We start from the raw sequence: 13,338 nt of genomic DNA on the forward strand, positions 1-13,338 counted from the left end.
TTTATAATTCCTCGCGATTTGTTGCTACTTTGCCTAGTACGATCGGTAAATTGCCATTACGTACACGGATGTGATCAATGATTTCTTTTTCCTGTTGGTGATTTTTCAATAAGAGGATATAGCGTAATTCATACAGACTGCCCATTGTCGTTGTTCGGACTGAACTGAGGTGATGCGTATACGTGTATTTCTCAAAAATATCAGTAAATAGTTCAGGATAATCTAAATCTTCTGGGATCGTTACTTTCAATTCTCTTTCAGCTACTTTATTCTGATTGCCAAATGGTGAAAGGTACAGTACTAATAAAAAGATTGCGACAATCACTGAAAATATTAGTACATACGTCACATAGCCCATCCCTGTAGCAATCCCGATACCCATTGACCAGAAAATACTCGTGATCTCCCTTGACCCACCAGCGACGGAACGAAAGCGAATCAAGCTGAACGCACCAACAACTGCTAGCCCTGTTCCCAGGTTCCCGTTTACTAGCATGATGACGGATTGAACGAGTATCGGTAAGACTGCAACAGTAACGACAAAACTTTTTGTATAGACATTCCGTTGCATATGGATAAAGGCGACTAATAAACCTAATAGTAGTGAGGTGGCGATACATAGCAATAACTGGAATGGTTGAATAGTCGTACCTGATTCGATCAAACTAGATAACATGTTGATTCTCCTCCTTTGTTTGAATAAATAAATGTCGCTTATACGTTTCTGCGTATTTTGAAAAACTTCCTTTTCTCAGTTGATACGCATTGAGTAACTCGACAAACCACAAAGGATATGCCCCTAGCGCTTTGACTTCCATCAATACGCCAAGCTCTGGTGCGACTAAGTTTTCTTCTCCGGTGATGGCTAGATCTAGATTTGTTTGGCGAAAACGGATGTGTTGATCAAAGGTTACACGAAAGTCAGGATCGGTTTTGCCAAATAGCGACATTCGCTCATAAATGATCAGTGTCTTCGGTGATAAATCCGGATTTTTTCTGAATAACCAATCCACTTCCTGTTGGATCTGTTCATGGTTTTCGCTAGGAAAGTCTTTTGTTTGGAGCCATTTTAGATACTCAGAATAAGTTAGCGGAAGTCTCCTTTTATAGACGATCCCATTGACCTTTTTCTTGATTTCCAAAAAAACGAGCGATGAATCAGTCGGCACCCCATAACTTCGCACCCTGAATTTTTCTTTGTATCTCGGCTTATTCATGGAATTTGTAATAAAACGATCGTCTGCTGTATCAAAGTACAACGATAAAATCGTATGCAACCCGTAATCGTCGATCTGCATCTGTTTTTTCAGTTCTTCAATAAACGAATGAAACTGAGTCGTAGTCAATAGGTATTTTGTTTCTTTGCGTTGAAATACATTTTTTAATTTCATTTTCTTTCCTCCTGGTTTTCTTAAGTGATGCCATCTAGCATACAAAGGTTAGCTTAAACGTAACTTAATCCGAAATTTAAGTTTTCTTTATGCTAATCATGGTAAAATCAACACGTATGCTAAAACAATTGAGGTGTAACGTATGATTAAATTATTAGTGATTGAAGATGATCACGTATTGTCGGAAAATATCAAAGAAATCATTTCTGAAATCGGTGAAGTGACTCAAGTCTATGATGGTAGTGAAGGGTTATATGAATTAGAATCTGGGGTTTATTATCTAGCAGTTCTTGATTTGATGATCCCTGAAATGAATGGGTATGAAGTATTAGCACAGCTAAGGAAACAGAAAATGATGACCCCTGTGCTGATCTTGACAGCGAAAGATGGCTTAGAAGATAAGATCGAAGGCTTTGAGCGCGGCGCGGATGACTATTTGACCAAGCCCTTTTATCGGGAAGAATTACTGATGCGCATCAAAGCGTTATTGAAACGTTCGCTGGGACTTTTTAATGAACATTCGTTGGCGTATCAAGAAATCATCTGCGACTTGCACCAAAATACGGTCGAATATAAGAAACAACTTCTACCGATCCAAGGGAAAGAATTTGAACTGCTTGTTTATTTTTTGCAAAATAAAGGGATCATTTTGACAAAAGAACAGATTTTTGACCGTATCTGGGGATTTGATTCAGACACGACGATCACTGTCGTCGAAGTCTATATGAGTAATCTAAGAAAGCACCTACGTGAAACGGGTTTGGATAAAGAAATCAAAACGTTACGTAATGTTGGCTATATCTTGCAGGGAGAGTGATGCTATGACTGACAGTATTTCAAATAGACAACGTAAAAAACTTTTTGCAGCTAACGTGACAGCATTTGCGGTGATCTTTCTTTTGCTTGGCGGAATCATTTTGCAACTATTGAATCAGACCGCCTATCGTGAAACCGATCTGATGTTGAAAAACAGCACGATCAATTCTCGTATGGTGCAATTAGAAATCGAACGGTACCAACAAGGCGATCCTTTCTTAAACGCGCAAATCCCGCCACGTCAGGCAGACTCGTTACCAGAAGGTGATCGTTTTAATACGCAAGTCATTTTGTGGTCGGCTTCGGGTGAAGTATTGAATAAAGAAACTATCGGCGGACGGTTTAATCAAATCGAAGGAATCAAGCTGGACACCACTCATCTAGACACGATCCAAAATATTGATTTGGGGCAAGATGGACAAGAAACACCCCTTACTTTTCGTTCCATCACCAAAAAAGCAACAAATCAAGGCGAAGTTGCCTATGTCCAAGTGTTAGAAAATACCAATCAAATCAGTTCTTCTTTGCGAACATTCCAAACGATCATGATTCTTTGCATGATTGTTTTCTGGTTAGGTTCCATCGGCGTCAGTTATTATTTATCCAAGCTCAATATGCGTCCGATCCTTGCTTCTTGGCGGCGACAACGAGAATTTGTCGAAAATGCCTCACATGAGTTACGCACACCTTTGACGATCATCCAAAATAGTTTGGAACATTTATTCACCAAACCGAACCATACGATCATTGATGAATCTGAAAGTATCGCACAAGCATTGTCTGAAACGAGACGTTTGACTGGGTTGACTTCGGACTTGTTGACGTTAGCACGGAATGACTCAAGTCAAGATACACTCACGAAGCAAGAGTTACGTACCAAAGGATTTATTGCCGAGCTGGTCAAGCCTTTCCAAGAGATGGCAACGATTGATCAAAAAGAATTTCTTTTAGATAATCAAGCAGATATCAACGTTTTAGCAGATCCGAAAAAACTCCATCAAGTCTTAGTGATTTTATTGGATAACGCACTGAAATATACAAGTACACACGATCAAATCATCGTCACCTCAACGAACACGAACAAAGATTGGGTGATCCATGTCAAAAATACCGGCCCTTCGATCAGCGATGAAGACAAGAAACGGATTTTTGATCGCTTTTACCGCGAGGATCAAGCAAGATCAAAAGAAACTGGCGGTTATGGTCTCGGTTTGGCGATTGCGAAACAATTGATCGAACAACATAAAGGACAATTGACGGTAGCGGATCATCAACCTTTAGGCGTTGATTTTAAAATCCAGCTGCCTATCAAATAAGCGACACTGTTAGATTTAATCACACGTTAAAAGACACTTCGATCAATAGCTGAGGCTAGGATGAAGTGTTTTTTATTGGTTTTGTTTTTCGTATTCATTGGCTAATTGTAGTAAAATAAACCTATGGAAAAAAATAATTGATACATTTTGTTGCTTACCTTAAAAGACGAATAAGCAAAAGGTTTGAAGTGATCCTATCGAAAAATTTGGCTAGATGCTTCTTCCCTATTCTCAAATAAGAAATGGAGGTTTTTTGCATGGATATGAAAACAAGAAAACAGCTACAAGAAAAATTGAAACAACGGATGCTTCAATTGCCTCCGATTTTCAATGAATTTTTACAAGTAAATCAAAAAAAATTATCGTTGGCTAGTCGCTTTGAGTATGCAAAAGATTTCCATTTATTTACAGACTATTTACGAAAGACGCATAAACAAGAGATTGATGACCAGTTGATCATTCAGTTGGAAAAACAAGTGTATCTAAATTTTTTGAGTGAAGTTTACCTTCATACACGCGCTTTTCATACTGCCGCTTCACAAGAAACACAACAACAATTTAAAAATGGGTATTATGGAATCTCTCGCAAACAGTATGCCTTGAATCATTTTTTACGTTTTTTATATGAAAAAGGTTCGATTGAAAAAGAGATTTCCTTATTAGGAGATAGCTTACCAGAGACGACTGCTCCTGCTCCACGTTATATCGATGCTTCTTTATTAAGCGATTTTGACTCTCTCTTTATTCCTTCAAAAGGATTCAATTCCCCACGAGAAGCACTTTTTGAACGAAAAAATCGTGCAAGAAATCTGGCAATCGTGGCTGTCCTGCTCTATTGTGGCTTGAAGATCCATGAAGTTGTGGAATTAAAGTGGAAAAACATTGATTTAACGAAACAGATTTTGGTTGTTGATCGAAAAGCGAACCGCTTGAATCGAGTACCTATTCCCAATGAAGCACTGCCGATACTCGCAAATTATTATGACCAACATAAAAAAGAATCATCTGGTGAGTCATTTGTTTTCCGCTCTTCTCACGATGAGCAAATCTCTCCTCGAACGATCCGCCAAGTCCTTGAGCGAATCGCTGTGTACAAAAATGTTTCACCGGAATTGTGTCGAAAAACTTTCCGCTATTACACTGAGCTATATTTAGGTGACAAAGATGCTGTGAATTATCTCTGCGGGAATCGCTATGTTCGTTCTCATTCATTTGAAGAAATTTATGAGAAGATGCGTGACTTCACTTATCGATGACAAACAGGTTGGATCAGAAATATTTATTTTTCAAAGAAGTCGCTTTTGCATTTTTGAGTTCTTAGTGTTTTAAAAAAAGAATCTTACATGGGGGGAAAGAAAAATATCTATCCTTATTTTATGGATGATATAAAAATATTCAGTAGATTTTTAATGCTGATTACGCCAAATTTAATCGTATGTTTTTCAATCATTCGGCTATCTTACTAACTAAATTTCTCTGTTATTTAGTTTAAGGATGTGCTATCATAATTAAGACTTTGTACATTTATTAACAAATATGTTTATGGAGCGTGAAAGATGGAAACAATCGACTATACCCCACTTAATCTTTATACGAATTTTCAAGAAGCGGCAGAACGAACACCAGATGTCCCAATGATTTTCGATCAAACCTTAGTGGCTTTTCCAGAACTTGGTTCTAAAAGCACTTACAAGGAATGTCATGAGCTAGTGTTGACACGCGCTTATCAACTTGCGAATTTAGGTGTATCACTTGGCGATAAAATCATGATTTACAAAAGTTCTGCTTTTGACACGTACTTGATGGCTGTCGCTGCGTCTTATCTAGGTGCTGTCCCTGTGATGCCTTCTTACCATTTACCAACAAGTACACTTGAAGTATTTGTCGATCGCTTGGAAGATCCTTATCTCTTATTCGATGAAGTTACATGTGAACGTGTGGCAGGAATCACGAATGGCACAAAAAGCAAACAATTAGCTGTCGCTGATTTGATCAAGCAACCAGCCACTCCTGTAGAACAAAAGAAATTAGATAACGATGAGATCTCCTATATGACTCATACTTCAGGTACGACTGGTATCCCTAAATTGATTTGTCACTCTGCTCATTCGATGGGCTGGCGGACAAAATGGCAAAAAACAGTATTTACTAAAATTGCCGAGAAAAAGTTAGTTGCTTTTCATATCTCACCTGTTCATTCTCGATTCAACATCGGTATTTCTTCACTGATGGCAATGGGCTTTCCTATGATGCCGATTGCAGATCCTCAAGGTGAACATGTAGTGAAATTATTATTAGAGAATCCGCCAATTGCTTTAGAGACACATCCGAATAATTTCGTGCAATGGAGCTTTACTGCTAGAGAGCATCCAGAAGCTTTTTCTGGGATTCGCTACTACCACTCTACGTTTGATGCAATCAACAATCAAACAATGGAAGTTTTCCTACACACATCAGCGACTAAAGATGCGATCTTTTTACAAGTTTACGGACAAAGTGAATGTGGGCCAATGATTTTAAAAGCTCATACGTTAGAAAGCCTAAAAACTAGTGATGCACGTGATATGGGTGTCGGTTTAGGCGACTTGACGAAAGCAAGGATCACTGATGAAGCGGGTAATGAACTACCTGCTAACACAGATGGACACATCCATTTACTCTCAAAAGGTCGTGCATTGACTTATTACAAAGAAGATGCTCGCTTCCAAGAAAACGTGTATGGTGTTTGGTGGGATAGTGGCGACTACGGTTGTATCGATGATGAAGGTCACCTCCATTTGAAAGATCGTCAAGTCGATTTGATCGATACGATCAACAGTACGTTAGCAATCGAAGACTACTTATTAGATTCCTTGGAATTTTTAGCTGAAGTCGTGATCGTTCGTGACAAAGATAATTCACCACAACCAATCATCGCTTTAGCACCTAATCAAGAGATGGATTGGGATCGTTGGTGGAACCAAGTCCATGAATTACCACGATTGAACAAACCAATCTTACGTGCCTATGAAGATATTCCAAGAACCGCAACGATGAAAGTGCAACGTTTGCAAATCGAAAAAGAATTCAAAGAAGCAAATAATTAATGACCAATTTGAGCAAGCACCCTTCCTCTATTGAAGAAGGTGCTTGCTTTTTTATGGTTTGATCGCTTTTTAAACTTCAAAAGACGTTAGTTTTTCTTCCCTCTTCTTTCGTTCAAACTTGAATTTTGAATTACAATCATATTTAAATAATTGGCTGACCTAACAATCTGCCAATTGGCTGTTTTTCTTTGAACTCGAAAACGGTATACTCTTTTTGTGGAGGGATGAAAGTGCAAAAAATATTAACGATCGGCGGCTCGGATCCATTTGCTGGCGGTGGGATCCAATCTGATTTAAAGACATTTGAGAACCATCATATTTTTGGAATGAGTGCATTGACCTGTATCGGCATGCTCGACTCAGATGGCGCATTTATTTTAGAGACGATTCCGGCAGAATGGTTAGCCAAACAATTGGATTCGATCAAACAAATGACCGATTTAGATGGAATAAAAATCGGGTTATTACATTCAATCGAAGCAATCGACATTGTACGTGACTTCCTTACCCATTTTGAAGATCTGCCAATCGTGATCGATCCTGTCTTTGCATTTAAGGAAACAAACGATACCTTAAATCAAGCCTATATGCAAAAAATGATACAGGAGCTATTTCCCCTGGCGGATGTTTTGACACCTAATTTAAAGGAGGCTGCCCTACTTTATAGTCAACCAGTCAACACATTTGTCCAAATGGTGGATTGTGCGAAATATCTCCATTCTTTAGGTGCGAAAAACGTCGTGATCAAAGGCGGTACTGGAATCATCGGGGATGAAGCATTGGATGTGTTATTCAATGGAAAAGAATCGATTACTTTTAGACGGGAAAAACTAGAACAACAAACCGTCAACGGTGCAGGTTGTACGTTTGCCTCAGCGATTACTGCTAATCTTGTCTTAGGCTATCCTTTGACAGAGGCTGTTGCACGCAGTAAGGCTTTTGTCTATGACTGTATCTTGAACGGTGTCATGATGAAGGATCAGACGGGAAGTGTTTGGTCACAAGGAAAAGGAGTGGAATGAATTAATGAATACGAAAAGAATTGCTATCTATGCGATGTTAACAGCTTTGACTGTCGGGATCTCTTTAGTCATCTTGATCCCAATCCCTGGAACCAATGGATTTGTTACGCTATGTGAAGTCGGTATTTATGCCGCAGCTGCGCTTTTTGGTCCGATGGGCGGCTTGATCGTTGGTGCAGGAAGTGGCTTGTTTATTGATTTACTTGCTGGTTATCCCCAATGGGCGATCTTCTCTTTATTGATCCATGGTTTACAAGGATGGGTTGCCGGTTACTTTGCAGGGAAAGGTTCTGTGCGTTGGGGCTTCGGCTTGACATTAGGTACGATCATTATGGTCTTAGGCTATTTCTTTGCTAGCTGGTTGTTGTATGACTGGCCAGTCGGTGTCGCTTCATTACCAAGCAATTTGGTCCAAAACATTGTCGGTATCGTGGTTGCGATTCCTCTGACAAAAGCATTGATGCGCTTGCCTTTGCAACAAACAACGGTAAAAACCAAGTAAAAGGGATGAATAAAAAATGGAAGTAACAAAAGACAGCTTCAAACAACAATTAACGGAAATGGTTTCAGATATTCTAAGCGAAGCCAATCTTAAAGCAGGCGATCTATTTGTTTTAGGCTGTAGTACAAGTGAGATCGTTGGCGGACACATTGGGAAAAACTCAAATGCAGAAATCGGTCAATGGGTCATCGAAACACTGAAAGAACAGCTGGACCCACTAGGGATTTCATTAGCAGTTCAAGGCTGTGAACACCTGAACCGGGCGTTAGTTGTCGAACGTTCAGTGGCTGAAAAGAAAGACTTTGAGATCGTCTCTGTCATTCCTGCACTTCACGCGGGTGGTGCCTGCTCAGTTGCAGCATTTGATCAATTCAGTGATCCTGTCGAAGTGGAGCATGTTGTCGCTCAAGCAGGAATCGATATTGGTGACACCGCGATCGGCATGCACGTCAAACATGTTCAAGTTCCTGTCCGACCTCGCTCGAATACACTAGGCAGCGCTCATGTGACTGCTTTACGGTCTCGTCCGAAATACATTGGCGGACCTCGTGCACAATACGAATAATAAAAAAGCTCAAAACCCTGAAATCATTCTAAAAATTTCGGGTTTTGGGCTTTTTTGACTGTACACTTTTACCACACGTTCACTTCACTAATTTTTTCGATAAAGACGTGCTTCATACGGAGCGAATGTTCCACTTAGTTCAAATACTGTACGTGGTTGATTTTCCAGTAATACTTCCCAGTTTGTGCCAATTTCTGTTGGTAAAGAATACGTTGCTGGTTCATCGGTCAAATTGACCATGATCAGGTATTGTTCTTCATCAAGAACTCGTTCATACACAAAGAGTTGTTCATCTTCTGTAAGATACTCGTTAAAACTACCATAGATCAATCCTTTATTTTCGCGACGGATCGCAATCATCTCTTTGTAAAAAGAGAAAATCGATTGTGGATCATTCGTTTGCTCAGCGACATTGATCGTTTGGTGGTTCGGATTGACGATCAGCCAAGGATCAACCGTAGAAAAGCCAGCATATGACTCTTCATTCCATTGCATCGGTGTCCGACTGTTATCTCTGGTCGTATTTGCGACGATATCCAAGGCTTCTTCTTCTGATCGTCCCTCATCAAGTAATTGTTGATAAAGTCTTTTCGAATCCACTGCATCGATCTCTTCAATTGAAGAAAATGGTAGATTTGTCATACCGATCTCTTGTCCCTGATAGATAAACGGTGTCCCTTGTAGAAAGAAATACATCATAGCGATCGCTTTAGCAGACAGTTGCCAATATGCTGGGGTCGTGTCACCGAAGACTGACACACACCTTGGTACATCATGATTTTCCATATAAAGAGCATTCCACCCTTTACCGTCCAATGACCGCTGCCAAGCGCCTAGTGATTTTTTCAAACCTAATACATCTAAGTCCCCATCTTTTTCATGTTTCCAGATCGAGATGTGATCAAATTCAAAAATCATATCGAAGTAGCCATTATCCCCTACCCACTCAGGTCCTTCATCTGCCGAAACACCACTTGCTTCTCCCACAGTCATGATATCGTACTCATCAAAGACCTCTTTTAATTCCGTCAAGTGATCTTCAATACCCGAGACATTTTGAAAAGGAGAAAAAGGATTTTCGGTCGCTTCGACAGAATATTCATCTTTTTTGACATGAGAGATCGCATCTAAACGGAAACCATCGATGCCTTTATCTAACCACCAGCGGATCATTGTAAAGAGTTCGTCTTTCAGTTTGTCACTTTCCCAGTTCAAGTCTGGTTGTTCTTTGGCAAAAATGTGTAAATAGTATTGACCAGTTTGTTCATCATATTCCCATGCGGAGCCGCCAAAAATCGATTGCCAGCCATTAGGCGCTTGATCCGGTGTGCCATCGACCCAAATGTAGTAATCACGGTAAGGATTGTCGACCGACTGGCGGGATTCAATAAACCATTCATGCTGATCCGAGCTATGATTGATGACAAGATCCATAATGATCTTGATCCCCAGTTGATGCGCTTCTGCTAATAAAGCATCAAAATCATCCATTGTGCCAAACTTCTCGAGGATCGCTTGATAGTCACTGATATCATAACCGTTATCGACAAACGGAGATTTGTAGATTGGATTGATCCAAATAAAATCGATCCCTAGTTCTTTCAAATAGCCTAGTTTCTCGCGAATCCCATTGATGTCGCCAATCCCATCATTATTACTATCTTTAAAGCTCGCTGGATAGATCTGATAACCAACTGCTTCTTTCCACCACTTTTCGGTCTGCTTCATACTTATCCCCCTTTTTTCTTTATTATAGCTTAATTTCAAGCGGTTACATATTTGTTACCGTTAACTTTTTTATGCGAACATCAGATGGAGTAGTGCTGATAATACATGAAAAAAATTAAAAAAGCGAACATCAAAGACCATAGTATACCTCATCTTTGATGTTCGTTTAGTATTTATTTATAGATAACGAGAAATCAATTGAATCATTTGTTTAGGGAACGTTGTCAAATCAGTGATATCCACGAACCGACTTGCGCCATAAATTTCTTTGATCTCTTCCTTATCTTGTCCGATTGCGGCAGAAACAAAAACGATTCCTTGCCGTTCATATTCAGTCAATACTTCTTGTATATCATTTTTTGCTTTAACACCCGTGTAATCAGGTAAGGCTTTTGGCTGGCCATCGCTGATGTTGATGATCAGTTTTGTTGTAGCTGTTTGTTCACTTAGTTTGCCAGCAATCAAACGTAAAACTGCACCATCGCGGTTGTTTTGCCTTGGTTTCATGGTTACCAATTTCTGTTCTAACCAATCAAATGAATCTGAAAATTCTTTGTACGAAAAGATCGAGGTTTTTTCTCTTGTCGAAGCATCGGCTGTATCACCGTAGATCAACAAAGGAATACGTACTCGTTTCGCAAATGCCGCAACAGCAAATGCTGCTTTTTTAGCCGCCAAGATCCGATCGTCACGAACCATCGAACCAGACTCATCGATTCGTAATCCAACCGCCAATGAAGGCTGTTCATGCGGTGGATTTTTTTTATCAAATTGCCGCAGATCACCATAAGCGATCCGACTAGCATTGAACCGCTGTCCTTCATACTTCCCTTTTTGGTAGGTGTCACTTTCTTCATTTTCCAATAAATCAAGGATTTGGCGACTCAATGAATCAACGACGGGATCGATTTCTCGACGAATCGCTACCACTTCAGGATTTCCTACTTCGAACTTAGGACGATGAACGATCAATCCCTCTTTTTCATGGATCGTGTTCTTCATCAGTTGACGTGCTTCTTTATTCAGCTCACGTTTCAGTTGTTTGTCCAAAGCTTCCATATCTGAAGCAGACATCTCTTCTGATTCATCCTCCGATTGTAGTTGCTGTTGGCTACGTCCTTCGACATCTTTGCTTCGCTCTTCCGTTAAGGGTAAAGGTTCAGCTTGTGTCTTTTCTTCCGCAGTCTCTTCTGGCACGGCTTCCTCTTCTTTTGCGGTGCTTTCACCCAGTGATGCGGTTTCTTCTACCAATGTTTCGATTTGGCGCTCTGCCGCTTCTTCTTCACTGATCCTCCGACCTTTGACCGGCGCAACTTCCTTTGATACGTCGCCCCATTTCTTTTGTCGAATCAGTTCCCTCAGCTCATCTAAAAGCCCGCTATCCGTCAATGCAGTCGTCAAGATGTGTAATTCATCTGGATCAGTCGTTAGTTTATACAACACTTTTGGATAAATAGAAGCAAAGATATCTTGGTTTTGCTTCATCGTATTGACCCAATAAAAGTAAGAACGCATCCCAGCAACACCCTTGATCGCATTTGCTTTCGCTGTTTCGTCTAAGAGACGAATGATCTCTGCCATTTTCAACAAAAGTGTTGGTTCGTTGACTTGCGTCTTGCTAATTGCTCGCTCCACCATGACTGAAAGCTCTGGTAAATCCATTTTCTCAGCATGCTGCATCCGATCTCGTAATGACTCATTCAGCGGTCGGTTACCTTGGTAATTACGATTCGTCGTAATGACGATGACACAGTCGGGGTGGCGTTGGATCACTCCTGTCGGTAAGTTTAACAAACCATTTGTTTCTAAGGCAGAGTTCAAAGCAACAAGAACCGAAGCGTCACGAATCACCGTGGGCTCTTGGATTTCTAATAAATAGCCTTTTTCGATGGCACGCACGATCTCAGACGGATAATATTTATAATGGACCGCGCTTTCTTGCTGCTCTTCGATCCGTTGTACCAAATCAGCTAACTTTGCTTTAGCAGCCTGTTGATCGATTTGATAGTGTTGCTGGATCAAGCGCAACACAGCGTCGAGTGTGTCTGTTTGCTCAATCGCGGCTAATAACTCCTGATCGTCTTCTTGATCGGATTCGATCACTGGTAATAATGCACCAAAGACATCTGATTTATCCATATCTGCAAAACAAGTCACTTTTGTGTAAGGCAGTTGTAGATCAAAAGAGAGTGCCTTGGCTAGTTGGGTTTTCCCAGAGCCAGCATCTCCTTCAAGTAGCACATTACTGATTTTCATTTCTGGATCATGCCAGTTTGCTTTGATCTCAGTGGCAATGCGCAGTTCTTCTTCACTTGTTTGGTGACTAGCTGGTTTTTTCCAGATCATTTGTTTTTCGATCGGTGTAAACACACGTTGATCGGTGAGTGAAAAGTTTTCCATGATAAACACTTCCTTATGACATTAATACCCTAGATCATCTAACAAACGTTTCAAGATACGAAAACGTTCACCAAGTAATTCGCCATCTTTTTGTAATGCATCATAATACAACATGATATCTTCATCGATTTTAGGGTTTTTAGTATCGACTTCCACAGTCATCCGATTTCCTTGTAAGCCAATGATATCGACAACTGGATTTTCAGGATCATAAAATTTCTCGTGGCGGTACGCATCTTGAAAATACACACTTCCTTGCGCAACTAAAATCGCTAAGTCAAGGATTCGTGTAATTGGTAATTCTTCTGATTGGCGAGACCACTTTTCACCTGTGTGACGCCACACTTTTCCGGAAATATCGACTTTGCCACGATCATTCCACTGTGCTAATCCTAATGACAGACCTTTAGCATCTGTATGCAAGGCATTTCTGCCGTCTACTTTGTCGTAATCTTCTACCACGATCACTGGTTTATGTTTTAGATTTGTTGGGATCTCCATGCTTCTCTACT

Annotated in this window: 12 protein-coding genes; 7 read left to right on the forward strand and 5 right to left on the reverse strand. The window is 40.3% G+C overall.

The genetic code is table 11. The features are described from left to right. Position 1: 1 nt before the first annotated feature. Entirely contained in the window at positions 2-676 is a 675-nt protein-coding gene (locus DOK79_RS13115) for a DUF4956 domain-containing protein (protein ID WP_206854123.1), read from the reverse strand. Then, complete coding sequence (locus DOK79_RS13120) at positions 666-1,391, reverse strand: polyphosphate polymerase domain-containing protein (protein WP_206854125.1); 726 nt, start codon at positions 1,389-1,391, stop codon at positions 666-668. Before DOK79_RS13120 ends, DOK79_RS13115 begins: the two co-directional genes overlap by 11 nt. 142 nt (positions 1,392-1,533) lie before the next feature. On the opposite strand from DOK79_RS13120, the gene DOK79_RS13125 reads away from it, so the two are divergent. The 7 genes from DOK79_RS13125 (at position 1,534) to DOK79_RS13155 (ending at position 8,698) form a co-directional block, all read left to right on the forward strand. Then, a complete protein-coding gene (locus DOK79_RS13125) occupies positions 1,534-2,208 on the forward strand; it encodes a response regulator transcription factor (RefSeq protein ID WP_206854127.1) in 675 nt (224 codons plus the stop codon). A 4-nt stretch (positions 2,209-2,212) separates the two neighbouring features. Continuing rightward, the gene (locus DOK79_RS13130; RefSeq protein WP_206854132.1) at positions 2,213-3,523 is read left to right on the forward strand and encodes a sensor histidine kinase; all 1,311 of its coding nucleotides are present in this window, start codon (positions 2,213-2,215) and stop codon (positions 3,521-3,523) included. 257 nt (positions 3,524-3,780) lie between these two features. After that, on the forward strand, positions 3,781-4,779 hold the full coding sequence (locus DOK79_RS13135; RefSeq protein WP_206854133.1) for a tyrosine-type recombinase/integrase: 999 nt from the start codon (positions 3,781-3,783) through the stop codon (positions 4,777-4,779). Between the two features lie 300 nt (positions 4,780-5,079). Continuing rightward, positions 5,080-6,609: an AMP-binding protein gene (locus tag DOK79_RS13140; RefSeq protein WP_206854136.1), complete on the forward strand. Its 1,530-nt coding sequence runs from the start codon at positions 5,080-5,082 to the stop codon at positions 6,607-6,609. Positions 6,610-6,839: 230 nt separating this feature from the next. Then, entirely contained in the window at positions 6,840-7,631 is a 792-nt protein-coding gene (locus DOK79_RS13145; RefSeq protein WP_206854138.1) for a bifunctional hydroxymethylpyrimidine kinase/phosphomethylpyrimidine kinase, read from the forward strand. A gap of 4 nt (positions 7,632-7,635) precedes the next feature. Continuing rightward, positions 7,636-8,133, forward strand: a complete 498-nt coding sequence (locus DOK79_RS13150; RefSeq protein ID WP_206854140.1) for an ECF transporter S component — start codon at positions 7,636-7,638, stop codon at positions 8,131-8,133. Between the two features lie 16 nt (positions 8,134-8,149). After that, entirely contained in the window at positions 8,150-8,698 is a 549-nt protein-coding gene (locus tag DOK79_RS13155; protein WP_206854142.1) for a TIGR01440 family protein, read from the forward strand. 87 nt (positions 8,699-8,785) lie between these two features. On the opposite strand, the gene DOK79_RS13160 is transcribed toward DOK79_RS13155, so the two are convergent. The 3 genes from DOK79_RS13160 to DOK79_RS13170 all read right to left on the reverse strand — a co-directional run bounded on the left by DOK79_RS13160 (position 8,786) and on the right by DOK79_RS13170 (position 13,327). Further along, positions 8,786-10,426 carry a glycoside hydrolase family 13 protein gene (locus DOK79_RS13160; RefSeq protein ID WP_206854144.1) on the reverse strand — a complete coding sequence of 547 codons (1,641 nt, stop codon included), beginning with the start codon at positions 10,424-10,426 and terminating at the stop codon, positions 8,786-8,788. A 177-nt stretch (positions 10,427-10,603) separates the two neighbouring features. Further along, positions 10,604-12,826, reverse strand: a complete 2,223-nt coding sequence (locus DOK79_RS13165; RefSeq protein WP_206854146.1) for an AAA family ATPase — start codon at positions 12,824-12,826, stop codon at positions 10,604-10,606. Between the two features lie 21 nt (positions 12,827-12,847). Continuing rightward, positions 12,848-13,327 (reverse strand): DUF6530 family protein, encoded by a 480-nt coding sequence (locus DOK79_RS13170; protein WP_010735448.1) that lies wholly within the window; start codon positions 13,325-13,327, stop codon positions 12,848-12,850. Positions 13,328-13,338: the final 11 nt, after the last annotated feature.

The sequence above is a fragment of the Enterococcus sp. DIV1094 genome, from assembly GCF_017316305.2.
Taxonomy (GTDB): domain Bacteria; phylum Bacillota; class Bacilli; order Lactobacillales; family Enterococcaceae; genus Enterococcus_B; species Enterococcus_B mangumiae.